The 22,365-nt window shown below is 36.8% G+C and carries 20 protein-coding genes; 11 read left to right on the forward strand and 9 right to left on the reverse strand.

The window, feature by feature from the left end:
• Window positions 1-25: 25 nt before the first annotated feature.
• The 7 genes from GY065_RS04315 to GY065_RS04345 all read right to left on the reverse strand — a co-directional run bounded on the left by GY065_RS04315 (window position 26) and on the right by GY065_RS04345 (window position 4,183).
• Window positions 26-385 (reverse strand): hypothetical protein, encoded by a 360-nt coding sequence (locus tag GY065_RS04315; protein WP_174833208.1) that lies wholly within the window; start codon window positions 383-385, stop codon window positions 26-28.
• A 19-nt stretch (window positions 386-404) separates the two neighbouring features.
• Window positions 405-1,007, reverse strand: coding sequence for a hypothetical protein (locus tag GY065_RS04320; protein ID WP_174833209.1), 603 nt, complete (start codon window positions 1,005-1,007; stop codon window positions 405-407).
• A gap of 255 nt (window positions 1,008-1,262) precedes the next feature.
• Window positions 1,263-1,604 carry a hypothetical protein gene (locus tag GY065_RS04325; RefSeq protein ID WP_174833210.1) on the reverse strand — a complete coding sequence of 114 codons (342 nt, stop codon included), beginning with the start codon at window positions 1,602-1,604 and terminating at the stop codon, window positions 1,263-1,265.
• A 469-nt stretch (window positions 1,605-2,073) separates the two neighbouring features.
• A complete protein-coding gene (locus GY065_RS04330; RefSeq protein ID WP_174833211.1) occupies window positions 2,074-2,415 on the reverse strand; it encodes a hypothetical protein in 342 nt (113 codons plus the stop codon).
• 477 nt (window positions 2,416-2,892) lie between these two features.
• Window positions 2,893-3,234, reverse strand: coding sequence for a hypothetical protein (locus GY065_RS04335; protein WP_202984034.1), 342 nt, complete (start codon window positions 3,232-3,234; stop codon window positions 2,893-2,895).
• Window positions 3,235-3,479: 245 nt separating this feature from the next.
• Entirely contained in the window at window positions 3,480-3,821 is a 342-nt protein-coding gene (locus GY065_RS04340) for a hypothetical protein (protein ID WP_025330491.1), read from the reverse strand.
• A gap of 26 nt (window positions 3,822-3,847) precedes the next feature.
• Window positions 3,848-4,183: a tlde1 domain-containing protein gene (locus GY065_RS04345; protein ID WP_194241828.1), complete on the reverse strand. Its 336-nt coding sequence runs from the start codon at window positions 4,181-4,183 to the stop codon at window positions 3,848-3,850.
• A gap of 234 nt (window positions 4,184-4,417) precedes the next feature.
• Between GY065_RS04345 and GY065_RS04350 the strand changes: the two genes are divergently transcribed.
• The 8 genes from GY065_RS04350 to narI all read left to right on the forward strand — a co-directional run bounded on the left by GY065_RS04350 (window position 4,418) and on the right by narI (window position 16,524).
• Entirely contained in the window at window positions 4,418-6,349 is a 1,932-nt protein-coding gene (locus GY065_RS04350) for a histidine kinase (protein WP_174833212.1), read from the forward strand.
• A 17-nt stretch (window positions 6,350-6,366) separates the two neighbouring features.
• Window positions 6,367-7,020: a response regulator gene (locus GY065_RS04355; RefSeq protein ID WP_174833213.1), complete on the forward strand. Its 654-nt coding sequence runs from the start codon at window positions 6,367-6,369 to the stop codon at window positions 7,018-7,020.
• A gap of 189 nt (window positions 7,021-7,209) precedes the next feature.
• Window positions 7,210-8,433: a nitrate/nitrite transporter gene (locus GY065_RS04360; protein WP_025330495.1), complete on the forward strand. Its 1,224-nt coding sequence runs from the start codon at window positions 7,210-7,212 to the stop codon at window positions 8,431-8,433.
• Between the two features lie 12 nt (window positions 8,434-8,445).
• Window positions 8,446-9,816, forward strand: coding sequence for a NarK family nitrate/nitrite MFS transporter (locus GY065_RS04365; protein WP_078474597.1), 1,371 nt, complete (start codon window positions 8,446-8,448; stop codon window positions 9,814-9,816).
• Window positions 9,817-9,914: 98 nt separating this feature from the next.
• Window positions 9,915-13,610, forward strand: coding sequence for a nitrate reductase subunit alpha (locus GY065_RS04370; protein ID WP_174833214.1), 3,696 nt, complete (start codon window positions 9,915-9,917; stop codon window positions 13,608-13,610).
• Between the two features lie 13 nt (window positions 13,611-13,623).
• Complete coding sequence (gene narH / locus GY065_RS04375) at window positions 13,624-15,177, forward strand: nitrate reductase subunit beta (protein ID WP_037488730.1); 1,554 nt, start codon at window positions 13,624-13,626, stop codon at window positions 15,175-15,177.
• Between the two features lie 9 nt (window positions 15,178-15,186).
• Complete coding sequence (gene narJ / locus GY065_RS04380; RefSeq protein WP_174833215.1) at window positions 15,187-15,822, forward strand: nitrate reductase molybdenum cofactor assembly chaperone; 636 nt, start codon at window positions 15,187-15,189, stop codon at window positions 15,820-15,822.
• A gap of 12 nt (window positions 15,823-15,834) precedes the next feature.
• Window positions 15,835-16,524, forward strand: a complete 690-nt coding sequence (narI, locus tag GY065_RS04385; RefSeq protein WP_037391857.1) for a respiratory nitrate reductase subunit gamma — start codon at window positions 15,835-15,837, stop codon at window positions 16,522-16,524.
• Window positions 16,525-17,643: 1,119 nt separating this feature from the next.
• Here the strand turns inward: narI and GY065_RS04390 are convergent.
• On the reverse strand, window positions 17,644-18,267 hold the full coding sequence (locus tag GY065_RS04390) for a LexA family transcriptional regulator (protein ID WP_174833216.1): 624 nt from the start codon (window positions 18,265-18,267) through the stop codon (window positions 17,644-17,646).
• 375 nt (window positions 18,268-18,642) lie between these two features.
• On the opposite strand from GY065_RS04390, the gene GY065_RS04395 reads away from it, so the two are divergent.
• Entirely contained in the window at window positions 18,643-19,071 is a 429-nt protein-coding gene (locus GY065_RS04395; RefSeq protein ID WP_174833217.1) for a hypothetical protein, read from the forward strand.
• A gap of 642 nt (window positions 19,072-19,713) precedes the next feature.
• Here GY065_RS04395 and GY065_RS04400 read toward each other — a convergent pair.
• Window positions 19,714-20,310 (reverse strand): LexA family transcriptional regulator, encoded by a 597-nt coding sequence (locus GY065_RS04400; protein ID WP_174833218.1) that lies wholly within the window; start codon window positions 20,308-20,310, stop codon window positions 19,714-19,716.
• A 367-nt stretch (window positions 20,311-20,677) separates the two neighbouring features.
• Between GY065_RS04400 and GY065_RS04405 the strand changes: the two genes are divergently transcribed.
• On the forward strand, window positions 20,678-21,580 hold the full coding sequence (locus GY065_RS04405; protein ID WP_174833219.1) for a phage antirepressor N-terminal domain-containing protein: 903 nt from the start codon (window positions 20,678-20,680) through the stop codon (window positions 21,578-21,580).
• A 293-nt stretch (window positions 21,581-21,873) separates the two neighbouring features.
• Window positions 21,874-22,362: a hypothetical protein gene (locus GY065_RS04410; RefSeq protein ID WP_174833220.1), complete on the forward strand. Its 489-nt coding sequence runs from the start codon at window positions 21,874-21,876 to the stop codon at window positions 22,360-22,362.
• Window positions 22,363-22,365: the final 3 nt, after the last annotated feature.

A 22,365-nucleotide genomic window follows, 5' to 3' on the forward strand; every position in this document is an offset into this window, starting at 1 on the left:
AGATAATGTTACTAATGATAATATCTCATTTCTTTTCTTGTTTATAAATATCTGATATTAATTTTGATATTAAATATACATCAACATCACTCATTGAACATTCTTCATAAGAAGCATCACTATTAGTGATGATTTCATAACTATTTCCTTTTTCATCATAAAAAATAAAGTGATAAATCTGGGTATATAAGCCTTTTGCTTTTTTCTCAGATGCCAATAATGTTATCTTAGTTTTAGATTCATCTAAATTTTTAATATCAACTATACCAGCATTTTTTAACCAGACTTCACTCATATTCATTGGCCAGGAAACGCAATAAGGTGCTTTAGCAAAGCTTAATATAGGCAAGACTGCGAATAGTGTTACTATTAAAAATTTTTTCACTTTTTTTCATCCTTAGATTTTATCTATTATGTATTTTCCCATTTTTATCAATGTAATAATAAGTTACTTTAGTTTGTTCCGATAATAATCTATCATTTTCTTCTATATCTAAACATTTTTCTTTTTCTATAATTTCAAAATTTCTATTTATATATAAACGAATCCTTTTTTTAAATGAACATTCTGCTAAAGCCCCATCGACAACAATTATTTTGTCTATAAAATTATAATTTCTATCAAAAATCTGCATTTCGATTGTAAATAAATTTAAATATGAATCTTGTTCATTTGAATCTAAATATGCAAAGAGCAAAATTTTTAAATTTTTATCCAGATGTATTTCTTTAAAAAATTTAGCTTCACCTGTATAAGGCTTTCTATGATTAACCATACTATTCAATGGAGTATTTGGTTGGAAAAGTGAATTTAATGAATTATTTTCATCGTAAACAACATGATTATCATTGAAAAAATTTTTTAACGTATATTCAGAGGATGAGACCTTTGACGAATATTCTTGAAATTCATAAAGAATTTTATTACTCAATTTATCTTGAGCTTTAACTTGAAAAACTAATAAAGTTACTACAAAAAAAATACAAAGCCGTTTAATCTTGATCATATTTTATACTTACACTGTTATAATTATTATTATATCATTTTATTACCTGGATCAGGTTCTAACCTGATTACATATGTACCACAATGTAGATGTTTCAAGATAATCTCTAAGATTGCAAAATGTAATAAATATTACATCTTACTTATATATTTATTTGATACAAAGACTATATAAATTACTGTAATCAAAATTTCATTATTCCAGAGCTGAATAAATGATATGATTTAAGTTTTATTTTAAAAACATCTCATTTATTTACTTGTTTATATGACTTTTTGATATTAGATAGACATCAGCAGCAGTCTCTGAACATTCTTCATAAGAAGCATCATTTTTAGTAATGGTTTCATAAGTATTTCCTGTTGTATCATAAAAAATAAAGTGATAAATCTGGGTATATAAGCCTTTTGCTTTTTTCTCAGATGCCAATAATGTTATCTTAGTTTTAGATTCATCTAAATTTATGTTATCAACTATACCAACTTTTTTTAACCAGCCTTCACTTATATTCATTGGCCAGGAATAGCAATCAGGTCCTTTAGCAAAGCTTAATATAGGTAAGACTGCTAATAGTGTTATTAGTAAAAATTTTTTCACTTTTTTATCCTTAGATTTTATCTATAATGCTATTACTTCTAGAATTTTATCACCGCTGTTCCACATATCTTTTCGACTCTTTTTATCTAGAATTATACAAACATTAGAAGCTATACCGGGATGCATTGTACTATTACCATGGATGTAAAAACCGGATCTACTACACATATTATTACCTGGATCAGGTTCTAACCTGATTACATATGTACCACAATGTGGATGTTTCAAGATAATCTTTAAGATGGCAGAATGTAATAAATATTACATCTTACTTATATATTTATTTGATACTAAGACTATATAAATTGATGTAATCAAATTTCACTATTCCAGAGCTGAATAAATGATATGATTTAAGTTTTATTTTAAAAACATCTAATTTATTTTAAAAATTTATGATGAAAATCATATATCTATTTTAAATATATGATTTTCCTTAAAAGATATGTAACTAATGATAATATTTCATTTATTTATTTGAAACACTTCTTGATATTAAATAGACATCAACACCAGTCTCTGAACATTCTCCATAAGAAGCATCATTATTAGTAATGATTTCATAACTATTTCCAATTGCATCATAAAAAATAAAGTGATAAATCTGGGTATATAAACCTTTTGCTTTTTTCTCAGATGCTAATAATGTTATCTTAGTTTTGGGTTCATTTATTTTTTCGATAGCAACTATACCAGCATTTTGTAACCAGACTTCACTCATATTCATTGGCCAGGAATGGCAATCAGGCCCTTTAGCAAAGCTTAATATAGGCAAGACTGCTAATAGTATTACTAGTAAAAGTTTTTTCACTTTTCTTTATCCTTAGATTTTATCTATTATGCTATTACTTCTAGAATTTTATCACCGCTGTTTCACATATCTTTTCGATACTTTATAGGTAGAACTATACAACCTTGAGAAGCAGAACCGGGATGCGCTTTACTATCACCATGGATGTAAAAACCGGATCTACTACACATATTATTACCAGAATTAGGTTCTAACCTGATTACAAATGTAACACAATGTAGATGTTTCAAGATAATCTTTAAGATGGCAGAATGTAATAAATATTACATCTTATTTATATATTTATTTGATACTAACTAAGACTATATAAATTACTGTAATCAAAATTTCACTATTCCAGAGCTGAATAAATGATATGATTTAAGTTTTATTTTAAAAATATCTAATTTATTTTAAAAATATATGAAGAAAATCATCTATTTTTAAATAGATGATTTTCCTTAAAAGATATGTAACTAATGATAATATTTCATTTATTTACTTGTTTGAAACACTTCTTGATATTAAATAGACATCAACACCAGTCTCTGAACATTCTCCATAAGAAACATCATTATTAGTAATGATTTCATAACTATTTCCAATTGCATCATAAAAAATAAAGTGATAAATCTGGGTATATAAGCCTTTTGCTTTTTTCTCCGATGCTAATAATGTTATCTTAGTTTTAGGTTCATTTATATTTTCGATAGCCACTATACCAGCATTTTGTAACCAGACTTCACTCATACTCATTGGCCAGGAATGGCAATCAGGCCCTTTAGCAAAGCTTAATATAGGCAAGACTGCGAATAGTGTTACTAGTAAAAATTTTTTCACTTTTCTTCATCCTTAGATTTTATCTATAATGCTATTACTTCTAGAATTTTATCACCGCTGTTCCACATATCTTTTCGATACTTTTTATCTAGAATTATACATTACATCTTACTGATATATTTCATTTAAGTTTTAGTTTAAAAATATCTAATTTATTTAAAAATTTATGAAGAAAATCATATATCTATTTTTAAATATATGATTTTCCTTAAAAGATATGTAGCTAATGATAACATCTCATTTATTTACTTGTTTATATGACTTTTTGATATTAAATAGATATCAACACCACTCATTGAACATTCTTCATAAGAAGCATCACTATTAGTAATGATTTCATAAGTATTCCCTGTTGTATCATAAAAAATAAAGTGATAAATCTGGGTATATAAGCCTTTTGCTTTTTTCTCAGATGCCAATAATGTTGACTTAGTTTTAGATTCATCTAAATTTATGATATCAACTATACCAGCATTTTTTAACCAGCCCTCACTTATATTCATTGGCCAGGAATCACAATCAGGCCCTTTAGCAAAGCTTAATATAGGTAAGACTGCTAATAGTGGTACTAGTAAAAGTTTTCTCACTTTTCTTCATCCTTAAATTTTATCTATTATGCTATTACTTCTAGAATTTTATCACCGCTGTTCCACATATCTTTTCGATACTTTGTATTTAGAATTATACAACCATGAGAAGCAGAACCGGGATGCGTTTTACTATCACCATGAATTAAAAAACCGGATCTACCACACATATTATTACTTGGATCAGGTTCTAATCTGATTACATATGCACCACAGGTTGAATGTTTCAAGATAAGCTCTTTCATAATATATTTACCTCTGGGCAGAGGACCAACATTGCGCACACATTGCATTGAAGATTTGTTTTTCCCTTCACCAAAACCTGCATACCCAGTTTTAATAAACTTACCATTATGTGTCAAGTCACCAGTACTTTGTTAATAAGTCCAAGTTATAGCAATTCACACCTTTTTATAGTTAACAAAAATCTAAAATAGATTAAAATAAGTTATTTTATTATTTAAATTATTAAATATATTAAAAAATAGTAAATATATTATATATTTTATTGGCAAAGATATCAATTTTTAAATGAATATCAAATCTGTATTTCGACTTTTGCGTTATAGTGCTGCCAGTTTTCTGATTGGGGTGTTATGAAAAATCTGTGGCAAAAGTTTGATCGGTCGTTTTTACGCGGACAGAAGTTATCAAAAGTTCTGGTTGTGCTGATTGCTGTGTGGCTGTTTCTGGCTACCAGTCTGGTAGGGTTGTCGTTGAATACCTCATGGCGGCTGGAAGAGCTGGGAATGGCAATCAATGAAGCCGGTAGTCTGCGCAAGCGGGTGTTTTATATGGTACTGGTCACGAAAACACCGGGTGCAGAGCAGCAGTTTGCGGATGAAAAGCGTCAATTTAAGGAAATACTTGGTCATTTATACGAATTGCATGATACCGGAGTTATGAACGGCCAGCGCCATAAACAGTTATTAACTCAGGTTCAGGAAATTGAGGAGCAGTTGCAGGATTTTCTTGCTGACCGTGAAGCTTATTTACAGGGCAGACTAAGCGGAGAAGCTTTCCTTGCTCAGGCCAGAGAATTCACTGCGGTAATTGACCGGCTGGTTTTGCTTATTGAGCAAGATAATACGCACAATATCAAACTGTTGCGCTGGTTGCAGGTGCTAGTATTAATGATGGCTGTTCTATCTGCGATTGTATCATTGCTGTTACTGCATCATCTGGTTATTTCGCCGCTGTTACGTCTGAATCAGGGGATCAGTCAGATTGGTAAGGGTTATTTTGATACACGCCTGAAAGTGGGTACGGCCAATGAGTTCGGGCAGGTAGCACAGGGTTTTAATCTGATGGCCGCCAAGTTGTATGAAGTATATGACACGCTGGAAAATCGGGTAGCTGAACAGACGCAGGCAGTGGTTAAGCGTAATCGTGAGCTGGCGGTATTATATGCAATGACCTCATTGTTTCAGGAACAGCATGATCTGACGGTGCTGGTACAAATATTTATGCATAAAATGAAGGCATTCAGTGGTGCGGATGCATGTGTGGTGCAGTTAAAAAACCGCCATTCACAGATGCTTGAAGTTGCCGGTTCGGACGGGCTGACAGAAGAGCAGGTAGATATGTTCCGTGATTATCGCTGTGATGGCGGGCGCTGTGTGCGGTTGCATCAGTCTGTGGTTAATTATAATAATCAATCGCTGGTTATTCATGAGGAAAATAATCACTGCTGTCAGATGCAGCAGGTTCTGCCGTTTTGTCTGACATTTGCAGTGAAATCAGTAGATGATGAAATTGGTATGCTGCACTTGTTTGCACTGAAGCCATTTGCGCTGAGTGAAGAAAATCAACGTCTGATTTCAACTGTTTGCAGTCAGTTCGGGATAGCGATTGAAAGTATGCGCCTGAATGAACTGGATAAGCAGATGGCGATACTGGAAGAGCGTAACCTAATGGCGCAAGGATTGCATGATAGTATCGCGCAGTCGCTTTCATTTATGAATATGCAGATACAGGTACTGGAAAAATCTCTTGCAGAGCATAAACAAGAGCAGGCTAAACAGACTCTGGATTTTATTCATGAGGGTATTCAGCAATGCTATGATGATGTACGCGAATTATTGTCAAATTTCCGGGTACGTCTGGTTTCAGAAGGGTTAATCAGTTCGTTGCAGGAGGTGATGAAAAGATTTGAACAACAAACTGATATTGTTGCGGACTGGTCGGTAGAAGGCGATGTGTATGAGGTAGAGTCGGATGTACAATTGCAGGTAGTGTTCATTGTGCAGGAAGCATTATCAAATGTACGTAAACATGCGCATGCCGATGCTGTGCGGGTGAGGCTGGTATATCTGGCTGATCGCCTGAACCTCAGTATTGAAGATAACGGAATAGGTTTTGCCGAGGATACGCTGATTCAGAAGGGGCTGCACGGGCATGTGGGTGTGCATATCATGAAAGAACGAGCCGGCAAGATTAATGGAGAATTAAAAATATTTGCACGTGAAAATAACGGGGTATGTGTAGAGTTGATGGTGCCGCGTCAGTATATTCATGCGCAGGAATAATTTTTGGGAATTTAATAATGCTTAATGAAAACAAGTACCGGATTCTGATTGTTGATGATCACACTTTGTTTAGGCGTGGTTTGCGTGCACTGATTGATAGTTGTGAGCGTTTTGAGGTGGTGGGTGAGGCCATAGACGGGCTTGAAGGGGTAAAAATGCAGCAACAGCTCCAGCCGGATGCTGTACTTCTGGATCTGGATATGCCGGTAATGAGAGGACTTGAAGCACTACCGCAGATGATAAATCATAATCCGCAGCAGGTGGTGCTGATGCTGACAGTATCTGAAGACGGTAGTGATTTACTCGAATGTATGCGGCTGGGCGCCCGCGGATATCTGTTAAAAAATATTGATACAGAATTTTTGCTGGATAGTATTGAAAAAGCGATTAGCGGTGATAGTGTGTTATCGCCTGAAATGACAAGTAAGCTGGTAACAAGGTTGCGCAGGCAGGAGCAGGCTGACGAGAAAATTACTGAATCACTGACACCGCGCGAACGGGAAATTTTGCGCTGGCTAGCAGGTGGGAATAGTAATAAGGTGATTGCGCGTAATCTGGATGTAACTGAAAGCACTATAAAAGTGCATGTTCAGAATATTTTACGCAAATTAAATGTAGCCAGCAGGGTGCAGGCTGCTGTCTATGCCATTGAGCATGGTCTGGATAAATAAACAAGTGAGTTGAGTATCGGGTAATAACTACTGAATATCAGAATTTGATAAAGACCTATTGAGTTTGTCAATAGGTCTTTTTGCTTATTTGGCGTTGTGCTTTCTGGTTAATGATTTTGCTTCGGATGACTAATTGGATATGAAAAGGTGATTACGTACACTAAAGAGAATTATTAATGGGGGTACAGAATGGATTCTGGTGTTAGAAAATCGGTAACAGTGCTTACTTCCAGCACGATTGCATTTATTGTCTGTTTTATGATCTGGATGATATTTGCTGTTTTGGGAATACCAATCAAAGAACAATTACAACTTAGTGAAGCTGAATTTGGTTTGCTGGCAGCGATGCCTGTACTGTCCGGATCACTTATCCGGGTGCCTTTAGGTATCTGGACTGACCGTTTTGGCGGCCGTATTGTATTTTTTCTGCTGATGCTGTCATGCGTTCCGGCAGTCTGGCTGCTTCAATATGCACACACATATAGTCAGTTTCTCTGGATTGCGCTGTGGCTGGGATTAGTAGGCGGCTCATTTTCTGTTGGTACTCCTTATGTGGCCAAATGGTTTCGCAAGGAACGTCAGGGTTTGGCAATGGGTATTTTTGGAGCCGGTAATGCTGGTTCTGCCGTAAATAAGTTTTTGGCTCCTGCATTGGTTGTAGCATATGGCTGGCAGTCTGTACCCCGCTTATATACCGTAATTTTGCTGGTTATTACAGTATTGTTCTGGTTTTTCAGTTATCCGGAGCCTAAAGCAGCTTCTGCTAAACAGCCAAGTCTGAAAGCTCAGTTGTTATTAATGAAAAATCCGCAAGTGCTGAAATACAGTCAGCTGTATTCAGTAGTGTTTGGCGGCTATGTGGGCATTTCGCTGTGGATGGTGAATTACTATGTTAAGGAATATAACTTCGGCTTAGAACAGGCCGGGTTGCTGGCTGCATGCTTCTCTCTGCCCGGGGGGGTACTGCGTGCGTTTGGTGGCTGGCTGTCTGATAAATACGGTGCTTATAAAGTTACCTGGGCTGTAATGTGGATTTGCGCATTAGCATTCTTTCTGTTGTCTTATCCGCAAACACAAATGTCTATTCGTACAGTAAGTGGTCATCTGGATATGCATATTGGTTTAAATGCAACGATATTTACTGTGCTGCTGTTTGTGGTCGGTGTGGCAATGGCAATCGGTAAAGCTTCGGTATTCAAGTTTATTTCTGATGAGTTCCCGGATGACATGGGTACTGTGTCTGGTGTAGTGGGTCTGGCCGGGGGGCTGGGCGGTTTTCTGTTGCCGATTATGTTTGGTTGGTTAGTAGACTGGACAGGTGTACGTTCTACCTCCTTCATGCTGATGTTTGGCACGGTATGTATCAGTTTAATCTGGATGCATTTTTCTCTGAAAAACCCTAAGCACCAATAAAGTGAGTTTGATATGGGTAAAGTTTTAAAAGATTGGCGGCCGGAAGATCAACAATTCTGGCAGTCTGGTGGTCGTGCAATAGCACGCAGAAATTTATGGATTTCCGTTCCTGCATTGTTACTGGCGTTTGCCATCTGGCAGGTATGGAGTGTGACGGTAGTAAAGCTCCCACTGGTTGGATTTAAGTTCAGCAGCAATGAACTGTTCTGGCTGGCGGCCTTGCCGGCATTATCAGGTGCAACTTTACGAATTTTCTATTCATTTGTGATTCCGATTTTCGGTGGCCGCAAATGGACGACAATTTCTACAGCTAGTTTGCTGATTCCTGCGCTGGGTTTGGGCTTTGCTGTACAGAATCCGAATACTTCTTATACAACGATGTTCATTCTGGCACTTTTATGTGGTTTTGGCGGAGCAAATTTCAGTTCATCTATGTCCAATATCAGTCTGTTTTTCCCGAAATCAGAAAAAGGTCAGGCGATGGGGATTAATGCCGGTTTGGGCAATCTGGGCGTATCCGCAGTACAGATTGCTGTGCCACTGGCGATTACCAGCTGTCTGTTTGGTGCAATGGGTGGTGAGTCTCAGACAATTTCTACGCCTCAGGGATCTGCACAGGTTTGGTTGCAGAATGCGGGTTTTATCTGGGTACCGTTTATTGTGCTCAGTACGCTGGCTGCATGGTTTGGGATGAACGATATTGGCAGCATGCATTCCTCACTAAAGGAACAGTTTGTCATTTTCAAGCGGTTGCACAACTGGATTTTATGCTGGCTTTATGTGGGCACGTTTGGTTCGTTCATCGGTTTTTCGGCTGCTTTCCCGTTATTAATCAGCCATTCTTTCCCGCATCTTGATGCAGTTAAATTTGCCTTTTTAGGTCCGTTTGTTGGTGCAGTACTGCGTGTGGTGGGTGGCTGGCTGTCTGACAAGATGTCTGCGGCAAAACTTACTGAAATTAGTTATGCCATGATGATTGTCGGGGTTATTGGCGTTCTGGTATTTCAGCCTATAGGCGGCAATGAAGGCAGTTTTGTTGGTTTTTTCTGTAGTTTTATGTTGCTGTTTGCCTTTAGCGGTATTGGTAACGGTTCAACTTATGCGCAGGTGCCGCGGATTTTCTCTCAGTTTCATCGTCATCTGCATCAGGGCGATGTTAAGACTTCAGAAGCTCATGCCACTAAGGAATCAGCTACGGTATTAGGCTTTATGGGCGCAATCGGTGCTTATGGTGGTTTTCTGATTCCGAAAAGTTTTGGTTCTTCGATTGAGGCGACAGGCAGCGCATCAGTGGCTTTATGGGGCTTTATTGTTTTCTATGTAAGCTGTCTGATAGTTAATTACTGGTTTTATGTTCGTAAACAATCAGTTACGAGTTGTTAATTTGAAGTGATCGCACCATTGTCATAGATAATGGTGCAGAAAAAATATAAATCAATAAGAAACTGTTTGAGGCTTTTGCCTCTATGGAGCACAAATTCATGAGCCATTTTTTAGACAGACTGAATTTTTTACGTAAAACCAAAGAAACATTTTCTGCCGGACATGGGGCAGTGGTGGCTGAGAGCAGAGAATGGGAAGATGCTTACCGCCAGCGCTGGCAGCATGACAAAATTGTACGTTCAACTCACGGGGTAAATTGTACCGGTTCTTGTAGTTGGCGCGTTTTTGTTAAAAACGGTTTGATTACATGGGAAATGCAACAGACAGATTACCCGCGTACTCGTGCCGATTTACCCAATCATGAACCGCGGGGTTGTCCGCGTGGTGCATCATATAGCTGGTATGTTTACTCTGCTCAGCGGGTGAAATACCCAATGATTCGCTCTTCTCTACTGCGTATGTGGCGTGAAAAACGCCAGACTCTGAATGCAATTGAGGCGTGGCAGAGTATTACTCAGAATCCGGAATTGGCGAAAAAATATAAATCTGAGCGTGGTCAGGGTGGTTTTGTCCGTCTGGACTGGAAAGAAGCTTATGAAATTATTGCTGCTGCCAATGCATTCACAATTAAAGAATTTGGCCCGGATCGTGTAATTGGCTTTTCTCCGATTCCGGCAATGTCGATGGTGAGCTATGCTGCCGGTTCGCGTTATCTGAGTCTGATTGGCGGTGTACCGCTGTCATTTTACGACTGGTATTGCGATTTACCACCTTCCAGCCCGCAAACATGGGGTGAACAAACCGATGTTGCAGAATCTGCCGACTGGTATAACGCCAACTATCTGATGGTATGGGGCTCTAATGTACCCATGACACGTACTCCGGATGCGCATTTCTATACTGAAGTGCGTTATAAAGGTACAAAAACAGTAGCAGTTTCATCTGATTATGGTGAAATGGTGAAATTCAGTGATATCTGGATGGCACCAAAACAGGGGACAGATGCTGCACTGGCAATGGCAATGGGACATGTGATTCTGAAAGAATTTCATCTGCAGAATCCATCAGAATATTTTATCGATTATTGTCGTCGTCTGACAGATATGCCTAATCTGGTGGTGATTAATCAGGAAAACGGTAAACTGCTGCCGGGCTACTTCCTGCGTGCAAGCCAGATAGCAGGCGGGCTGGATGAAAGCAATCATCCTGAATGGAAAACACTGGTTATCGACGAAAATACCGGTGATATTGTTGCACCGAAAGGATCGATAGGCTTCCGCTGGGGTGAGCAGGGTAAATGGAATCTGCTGGCACAAAAATCTGACAGTACAGAAATCAAAGCGCTGATATCACTTAAAGATAATCATGATGCCATCATGGGTGTGTCTTTTGATTACTTCGGCGGGGATGATGCAGCAGAAGTAATTGTTAAAAATATTCCGGTTAAGCAGATAATTAATGCAGATGGCGAAAAAATACTGGTAACAACAGTATTTGATTTGATGTGTGCTAATTATGGTATTGACCGTGGTTTTGGTGGTGATGGCGTTACCGATGATTATATGGCTGATGTGCCTTATACACCATTGTGGCAGCAGAAACATACCGGCGTGAAGCCAGAGCTGGTGATTCAGGTGGCACGCGAATTTGCCCAAAACGCACATGAAACACATGGTCGCAGTATGGTAATTGTGGGTGCCGGTCTGAATCACTGGTATCACATGGACATGGCGTATCGTGGCATTATCAATATGCTGATGATGTGTGGCTGTATTGGTCAGAGTGGCGGCGGCTGGTGTCATTATGTCGGTCAGGAAAAATTACGCCCGCAAACCGGCTGGGCACCTCTGGCTTTTGCTGCTGACTGGAACCGGCCTTCACGCCAGATGAATGGTACTTCTTTCTTCTATGCACACACCAGCCAGTGGCGGCATGAAAAACTCAAGATGTCGGAAGTCATTGCGCCTACTCATGCCGGTCAGATGGCTAATATGAGTCAGCTGGATTTCAACGTTAAAGCTGAACGAATGGGCTGGCTACCTTCTGCTCCGCAGCTAGGACGTAATCCGCTTGATGTGACCCGTGATGCAGAAGCACAAGGTAAAGATCCGATTGCATTTGCTGTTGAGCAGATGAAATCAGGTGCACTGGATATGGCTTGTACTGATCCGGATAATCCGCAGAATTTCCCGCGTAATCTGTTTGTCTGGCGTTCCAATATTCTTGGTTCATCCGGTAAGGGGCATGAGTATTTTCTCAAGTATCTGCTTGGCACACAAAATGCACTGATGAGTGATGAAACTGATGCTATTAAGCCGATTGATGTACAAGTGCGTCCGGCAGCAGAGGGTAAGCTCGATTTACTTACCGTACTGGATTTTCGTATGTCCACTACCTGTCTGTATGCAGATATTGTGCTGCCTACAGCCACCTGGTATGAAAAAGATGATCTGAACACTTCGGATATGCATCCGTTTATCCATCCGCTTAGTGAGGCAGTAAAACCACTTTGGGAAAGTAAAACTGACTGGGATATTTATCGCGGTCTGGCGAAAGCATTTTCCGAAACTGCCAAAGATTATCTGGGTGTACGTAAGGATCTGGTATTAACACCATTGATGCACGACAGTCCAGAAGAGCTGGCTCAGCCGTTTGACCCGAAAGACTGGAAACTGGGTGAATGTGAACCGGTACCGGGCAAAACCATGCCGAAAATGACCGTGGTTGAACGTGATTATGGTGCTATTTATGACAAATTCACTTCTGTAGGACCGTTGCTGGAAAAAATCGGTAATGGTGGTAAAGGTATTAGCTGGCAGACTGGTGCAGAAGTAGATTTACTGCGCAAACTTAATAACACCCAATCCGAAGGTGTGGCCACAGGTCAGCCGAAACTGCACACAGCTATTGATGCTGCGGAAATGATTCTAACACTGGCTCCGGAGACCAATGGCCATGTGGCAGTTAAGGCATGGGAAGCTTTATCAAAAAATACAGGTATCGACCATACTCATCTGGCCATTGCCCGTGAAGATGATGCTATTCGTTTCCGCGATGTGCAGGCACAACCGCGTAAGATTATTTCATCACCCACTTGGTCTGGTCTGGAAAGTGAAAAAGTCAGCTATAACGCTGGTTATACCAATGTGCACGAACTGATTCCATGGCGCACCTTAACCGGCCGGCAGCAGTTTTATCAGGATCATCAATGGATGCGGCTGTTTGGTGAGGGACTGGTTTCCTATCGTCCGGCTGTAGACCTGAAAACCACGCTGAATGTAAAAGGCCATCAAAGCAATGGCAACCCTGAAATCGTACTGAATTTCATCACACCACATCAAAAATGGGGTATTCACAGTACTTATTCAGATAATTTACGAATGCTGACCTTATCACGCGGTGGTCCGCATGTGTGGGTTTCTGAAATTGATGCTAAGCGTGCCGGTCTCGAAGATAACGACTGGGTAGAAGTATTCAATGTGAATGGTACGCTGACCGCACGTGTAGTGGTTAGTCAGCGAGTACCAGAAACCATGATTCTGATGTATCACGCACAGGAAAAAATTGTCAATGTGCCCGGTTCAGAGCTGTCCGGCAAACGCGGAGGTATTCATAACTCAGTCACTAAAGTGGTTATGAAGCCAACACATATGATTGGTGGTTATGCTCAATTATCATGGGGCTTTAATTATTACGGTACGGTAGGTACCAACCGTGATGAGCTTGTCGTAGTACGCAAAATGAACAGAGTGGAATGGCTGGATCAACCGGCCAAAACACCGGTGACAGAATAAAAAGGACACAATCATGAAAATTCGTGCACAAATCGGAATGGTGTTAAATCTGGACAAGTGTATTGGCTGTCATACCTGTTCTGTTACCTGTAAAAATGTATGGACAAGTCGTGACGGGGTTGAATATGCCTGGTTTAATAATGTAGAAACGAAACCCGGTATCGGTTATCCGAAAAACTGGGAGGATCAGGAACAGTATAAAGGTGGATGGGTACGTGAAAATTCAGGCAAGCTGAAACTAAAGCAGGGTAATCGTCTCAAAGTACTGGCCAATATCTTTGCCAACCCTAATATGCCGGCGATTGACCAGTATTATGAACCGTTTACCTATGATTATGAGCATCTGCAAAATGCCCCGCTGATGCAAACACCGCCTACAGCACGGCCTGTTTCGGTATTAACCGGGCAGAAAATGGATAAAATTCATTGGGGACCGAACTGGGAAGATGATTTAGGCGGTGAATTTGCCAAGCGTTCTAAAGATAAACTTTTTGATGGCATTCAAAAAGATATCTACGCTGCTTTTGAAAATACATTTATGATGTATTTGCCGCGTCTGTGTGAGCATTGTCTGAATCCAGCCTGTGTGGCCAGTTGTCCGTCTGGTTCTATATACAAGCGTGAAGAAGATGGGATTGTCCTGATTGATCAAGATAAATGCCGTGGCTGGCGTATGTGTGTCTCTGGCTGCCCTTATAAAAAGATTTACTACAATTGGGTAGCAGGCAAAGCGGAAAAATGTATTTTCTGTTATCCGCGCATTGAAGGCGGTCAACCGACAATTTGTTCAGAAACCTGTGTTGGCAGAATACGCTATCTCGGTGTGCTTCTCTATGATGCAGACCGGATCAGTGAGAGTGCTGCGATAGAAAATCCTCAGGATTTATACGAACAGCAACTGGATATTTTTCTTGACCCGAATGATCCTGAAATTGCCAAAGAAGCACTGGCTCAGGGAATTCCGGCAGACTGGATACAGGCTGCTCAGAATTCACCGGTTTATAAAATGGCGGTTGAATGGAAAGTGGCATTTCCGTTGCATCCTGAATATCGTACTTTACCGATGGTTTGGTATATTCCGCCGTTATCACCAATTCAGTCTGCGGTTGAATCCGGTGTTATTGGTCAGAATGGCCTGATTCCGGAAATAAAAGATATGCGAATTCCGATTGAGTATCTGGCCAATCTGCTGACTGCCGGTAAAACCGAACCAATTATTAATGCGCTGCAAACCATGATTGATATGCGTAAATACATGCGCAGCAAAAATATTTATTCTGAAGAGCAGGCATTACAGGAATTGTCCGGTCATCGTTTGAGTGCTGCGCAAATTGAAGAAATGTATCAAGTAATGGCAATTGCCAATTATGAAGACAGATTTGTCATTCCAAGTGCACATAAAGAACTGGTCAGCAATACTTTTGAGGAAAAAGCCAGTTGCGGATTTTCTTTTGGTGATGGCTGCCATAACGGCCACAGCAAAGAAAGTCTGTTTGGTACACGTAAAGCTTCACCGATTATTTTTCATGGACTGCGTAAGAAAAATAATCGTCAGTCGGCCTCATAGGACAGACAAATGTATAAAATTTTATCCATTTTACTAAGCTATCCAAGGCAGGAATGGTTAGACCATACGGATGAATTGCATTCAATTCTGGCCGATCAGTTATCTGCTAATCAGATTTCGGTATTACAGCCATTTTTTGAACATTTACGCACGCATGATGAAATCGATCTTCAAGAAGTATATGTAGCTACTTTTGATCGCAGTCGCAAACATGCTTTACACATGTTTGAACATCTGCATGGAGAAGATCGCATCCGTGGTCAGGCGATGGTTGACTTACTGGCAGAGTATCAGAAACACGGCTTTGAACCGGCTGATAATGAATTGCCGGATTATCTGCCTTTATTTTTAGAATTTTTGTCTCATGTTGCCGAAGATAAAGCCAAAAATTTACTTGCTGATGCAGTACATGTGATTGGCTATATAGCTGACAACCTGCATCAGAGTAAATCAGTGTATGCACCGGTTATGGATGCAGTTGTCGCTTTATCTCCAGTTAAACCGCAGCCATTGCAGGCTGCACCAGTACGCAATATGGACGAAGCTCTGGAAAAATTCGGACCAACAGCAGAAGGACTAGAACCGTTATTAAATCAGCCGTCTGTGCAGGAAGTGCAATTTTTCCGCAATAAAAAATTCAATTAGCCGGGAGACAGCATGTATTACCTTAATCAATTTATTTTCGGCATTTTTCCTTATATTGCCGCCAGTATTTTTTTTCTGGGCAGTTTGATTCGTTTTGATACTAATCAGTATTCATGGAAATCTGAATCAAGCCAGCTGCTTTATCCGCGTCTGCTGCGAGTTGGCAATATTCTGTTTCATATTGGTGTTCTCGGACTGTTTTTCGGACATCTGGTCGGTTTGCTTACGCCTGTAGTAGTTTGGGATACACTTGGTGTTACTCATGAAGCCAAGCAACTGACAGCGATGATTGCTGGCGGAATAATGGGTACCCTTGCTTTAATCGGATTACTGATGCTTATTTACCGGCGTTTCAGCTGTGCACGTTTGCTGGCCAACAGTAGCTGGCGCGACAAACTGGTATTAATCTGGTTGCTGATTACGCTTTGTCTGGGGCTGGGTACTATCCATGTTTCTGCTCATCATCTGGACGGAGCAGAAATGATTAGCCTGATGCAGTGGGCTCAGCATATTGTGACATTCAGAGGCGGTGCAGCGGATATTATTGCGCATGTCAGCCCGATTTTTAAATTACACCTCTTTATGGGTATGAGTGTATTTGTAATCTTTCCATTTACCCGTTTGGTGCATATCTGGAGCGGATTTGGTACTTTAGTCTATCTGAAGCGTAAAGCACAGCTGGTCAGAAGCAGACGTTATTAAATAGTTTCTAAAAAACAAAAGGCAGTACTGGTATTCAGTACTGCCTTAGTTATTATAAATTAAACTAAATAGAATTGAATTAATCTAATTAATTGTTCTGTCGAAAAATAGATAAACAAAACAAAATTTGATGCAATGAAAAACACAATAAAAAAAACAATAAATGAGTGTACTTGAATACTAAAGAGGAAAAAAACTCTTGAAATGCGAGATTTTCTCTCTTCAGATTTTCTGCAGGGTAATGCGCTATGTCTTTTTTCTTTTAGTAAAAAAAGCCCTCATAAGAGACAATTCTTTGAGGGCTGAAGGATGTTAAAGGGGATTTAACAACAAAGGTTATATTACATGAATAAATGTTAATTTTCTATACATTGTTGTTTAATCTGGCTGCTGCTTAATAGTATTTACTGAAAATCTAAAAAGATGAGATGGATATCTCAGCTTTTTAAAGACAAATAATGGGATTTTAATGAAATTTTTAGGCAAATAAATAATTTGAATCACTATATTTCGTTTGTGACTATTGCTAACATGATGGAACTAAAAGTACAGCAAGCATACATGGCAGTAACTTAAGTCAAATTCAAAATAATAAAAATTTAATATTCCGCCTTTGTAATGTGCAATGGCTTAATATCTGAATCTTTATAGTTTCAGAATTTTGCCGAGATACCAATAAAAAATATGTTCCCGAAATCTCAGTAATAGCTTTATAAATAAAATGAAAAAAATCATGTTTTATGAGTACTATTAATCAGTTTATTTTACAATATTAAATTTAAAACTAATCTTTTTGTATTAATATTCTGATTTCAAGGGATTCAATTTTATAAATTTTATAATAGGTAAAAAAATAACTATTTTACAAATAGAAAACAACAGCAAATTATAAGTCAGTTTTCATAGTACTCAATTTTTTAAAACAAAAAAATACATTAATAAAAATCATTTCTGAAGGTCTTGATTTTATCAAAATAATAGGAGATAATACATCCATATTTACAAATTACAGTTACACCAAATGCTAACTAAACAATTTGTACTAAAAATTTACACTATTATTCTCTATATTTAGCTTCGAATTTTTTAAAATCTGACGATGTTCTTTAAATATATATTTTAAATATATATTTTAAATTTTTCGACCACTACACCGCATATAGTAATGTGGTCAGACATCTCAATAATCGGATAACGGTTATTGAGAGGTTTGAGATAATGATAGCTACCCTCACTGATATACTGCTTAAACATAGCCTTATTGTTATTTTCGCATACAACAACGAAGCAGCCGTCTTTTATCGGTCTTTCTGGATCTACAATGATTTTATCACCTGCTGTGAATTCAGGTTCCATGCTGTCGCCTTTAATTTCAAGCGCAAATGCCTGATTACTGTGTTTACGTAATGTTGGTACCCATGTGTGATTAGTCTCTACCAATGTATTTTTATCTAATTGTTTAGTGGCGTCTATCCATGATAGTAAAGGGACTTTGTAACTATTAAACAAAACTTCATTTGTTTCGAATGATCCAATACCAAAATGTTCTGGTCTCACTACATCGGCAAAATAAGAAACCAACTTATCGATATGTGTCTTATCAATACGACCAGTCTGAATCCAACTGGTTACAGATGGTGGTTTTATCCCGAAAGCTCGAGCTACATCAGCTTTGCGTACACCTTTAAGTTCGATTGCAGATTTGATTGCTTCACCTAATTGTTTACCCGTATACATAATCATCCTTATTTTTTGCCTAATCTTATTTAGTAGGTGTATAGTTAGGCAATGATTTGCAATTTATTAGCTATTGACTTAATTTTATCGAAGAATTAATAGAGATTTTTCTAAATTATAGATTTTATATTAGGTATAAACAAATATATTTATTAAATTGTAAAATATTATCTATAACCAATTTTAATTTTATGAGAGTGCCTACAATATGAAAAGGGAACTGTATGATTTTACTCTAAATTTCAAACTAACACTTAATCAGATTATATGTTTAAAAATGATAAATATAAATTGAATAATAAATTGAATCAGTGAAATAACTTGTTATATTTTACATTTATTTAAAATGATTTCAGTACTTTACTTATATAAGGTATATCTATGACAAACTATAAAATTGAAGTTGACCTGGCTGAAAGTGTTTTACGGGCTTATGAATATTGTATGAAAGATACTATTAAAAAAGGGCATTGCAGAAGTATTGAATGGAAATACCAGGCACCGGCAGCTTCAAAAGGGGTTCAGCAAACTTTTTATCCTACCTATCAACCAGAAGTTTATGATATGGTGAAGACTTCTATGGGAAATCTGTTTTATAAGAATCGTGAAGCCTTTGCTCTATTATCAAGCAAATACTGCAAACTAAGTCCTTTATATAAGCGCCAGAATCAAAATACAGTTAAACGGAATCAGCGGAGACGTTACTCAAGTAAAGACTGGAATAAATCAATTGAACAAAGTTTGTGGCTTTTCTGGCAGGAAATGAAGATTCAAAACAATTTCGAAAAATATTTTCGTTATAATTCTTGACATATCCGATACAATATTTTATAATAACCTAAAAATTAGTTATAGGTATGCTTAACCTTGAACAGCTGATAAATAAAGTTCCCGAAAGGGAGCTTTTTTGCGTTTTGAGAAAGTGATTACAGGTTGAATAGACTCATTTTAAAAATAAATTTTATTTATTTAATTAATTTTGAGGAGAGTTCATATCTTAATTATGGAAGTTTTCATTAAAGTATTATGAAAAAATATTGAATGGCACGGAACATCTCTTTCATCCTATATAGTTTATATCATTGTATAAATTGTTAGTGCTACCAATACTTTAAATTAATTGTTATTCAAACTAGATTTACCTTGCCAAATACAGATTTAAGATTAAAATGTTAATTTTAGAAATTTTATATGTGAATATTGAAATAAAATTGTAAGTATACTTGTTCAAATATATCTGGTTTTATGATTTTCTGTATCAGAAAACTTAAATAATAATACATAAGAATTTTGTATTGAAATATATTCTCTCAATAAATGAAAAAATAGTAATATTATTTACATTAATATTTTGTTTATAAATGTTAATTATATTATAATGAGCCGGAGACTATATTCAGATACTCGGCTGATATTTCATAAATTGAATAAAATTATTACTGAATGTTTTGATTACAATGTTATATAACCTGCTCTATAAATGATTTGACCGATTAGTTCTATTTCACTTAATGCGACAATTTCTTCAGGATATTCGTAATTATTATAGCTTTTCAGACGTATTTGTTGATTTGGCAAGTTTTGCAGTATCTTAATTCTGAATAAGTTACCTTGATTAAAGGCATAAATTTTGCCATCTACTGGTTGTTTCTGAGAAATATCAATAATGAATTTATCACCGTCATTGAGCAGATTTTGCATAGAGCTTCCGCTCATTGTTGCATAAAATAAATTTTCTATCTGAAAATTATGGTTATTTAAATCTTCTTTTAGTATGGATATGTGGGTCGTTTCAATATTTGTATGCTGATTAGGTAATGGAGGGATACTCAAAAAGACTCCATTATTGTAATGATTTCGGGGTAAATTTTCAGTATGCTGAAAATTTAATATGTTCATAATTTTATTAACTGTGTCTAATCTTGGTACGATTTTGCCCAATTCATATCTGGATATCAGTGATGGTGTGATACTGGTTTTCTGAGCTAATTCTTTTTGAGAAAGCCCTGCTGCAAGTCTGGCATTTTTAAGTTGTTTTGCAAATTTCATAATAGGAACATAATATATTAATAGATAAAAATTAATTTATAGATGATAAAAAATAGTCATTAAAGGTCATAAAGTGCTTGTAATTATCTTTCAGAGATTTTAATATAGCCATAAGTGGTTATATTTAATAATCATTTAAAGGGGTATATTACCTTAAATTATATAGAAACGGCACTATTACTAGATTTTAAATTTAAAGTATATGAAAACAAATATTTTTTAATTATCAAATAATTTATATAACGTAAAGGTTAAAATTTTTAAATATATTTAAATATTAGTATCTGAAAAGAAAATACCTCAAAGGTGGCAGCCTTTGAGGTATTAAGTGAACAAAAATCCCCAAGGTAAATTAAGGAGTTTTGAAGTGAATAATAGTATCACATTTGTTGCTTTTTATGGGAGTAGTCTGGCTACCATTAAAGTTAAGAATACAATTTATGTATGCATGAAATCAGTAGTTAATGGAATTGGTTTAGATTGGTCTACACAACATCGTAAATTAAGAGGATGTTATCAAAAATATGGTTGTGGTTTTTTATCTATTCCTGTAAAAAACGGAACCAAAAAAATTCTGGTTATTCCATTAAAGAAATTGACTAACTGGTTGCAAAGTATTAATCCCAAAAAAGTTAAAAGCAATCTCAGAGAACTGGTTCTTACTTATCAAAGTGAGTGTACTGAAGCTATTCAGAAACACTGGCGTAAACCTCAGGCTGCAAAAAGATCCGGCAGTGTTGTAGATAAGAAAGAAAATGGCTGTACCGGGCTATTACCTAATCAGATTAGCATTATTAAGGCTTTACATAAACAACTAGTACTGGCTGTATCTAAAGACAAACAAGCTGAGCTGGCAATGTCATTATGGCAGGCTGTGAAAGCACGGTATGGAGTTAGCTATGAAAAAGTGCCTTCATCTAAGTTTGTAGATGTTATTTGTCTGTTAAGTCGTGTTGCCGTAAAAAAAGCCAGTATCAGTAGTACCGAATTAGCTAAAAATAATAACGATGAAATTACTGTTCCATCGTCAATATTAGCTAGTTTATATGAATCATTTGCTTGTTCGCAAAAAATGCGTCTGATGTATGAGCACTTGTTTCCGGTATTTCGTATTATGGGCAGTAAATATGAATGTGATATTCATGAATTTGCTTATGAAATGGACAAAGTATTCAATAAATGTCATAAAGCTTTTTTGCCTTTATTTGAAAAAATGCCTGAATCTGCAGCTAAAGATTTTGCCCGGGATTGTTTAGCTAAATTAATGTAACAATCTGACTGTATATATTTTTTGAGTTATAGCCATATCCTGAAATTTAATTTATAAAAAAATTCCGGATATGGCTGATACATCTGAATAAAAATGAATATTAAGAAAAATAATAATTATTTTTAATTTAAAAAATAATAAATAAATCAGAATAATATAAAATTAAATTTATGTATATTTAGAAAGGGGAAATAAAGATTGACTCAATAAATTGGAAAATATTATGAAATATAAAATAATTAATAAACTGGTTTTAACCAGCTTTCATTTTTAAAGGATATGATAGTTGATTTATGAGAAATGTTGAATTGATACTTCAGTTACTTTATTCTCTGCTTGATTTAAGATTTTTACCGGATAAATTACAAAAATGGTTATTTGATACAGGTACGCGTGTAATTACTGTTACCAGTGCTCTGATTATGATAGGTTTTGCCGGAATATTCATTTTAGGCGGGAGTGAGGTGTTTAATCTGAAGCTTTATAAAGGTTTTTTATTACTACAACCTTTCACTTTGGAAGTATTGCTGCTTAGTGTGGCATTACTTCAGCTAATTATAACAATATTTAAATCTAATCGATGCCATGTTTTATCTGGATATTTATTAATTATATCTGCTTTAATCTGGGCTGTGATATCAGCTACATTTTTAGCATCTTATCCGCCGTTAACGACCGGTATGACCACCTATCCGGTTTTAGCAGTGGTATGTGCACTGGCAGGTCGTAATTTGATTAACTATACAAAACGGATTGAAGATTCAAAACATAAAGGACAATAAAAT

The organism is Snodgrassella sp. ESL0323, from assembly GCF_013346865.1.
Taxonomy (GTDB): Bacteria; Pseudomonadota; Gammaproteobacteria; order Burkholderiales; family Neisseriaceae; genus Snodgrassella; species Snodgrassella alvi.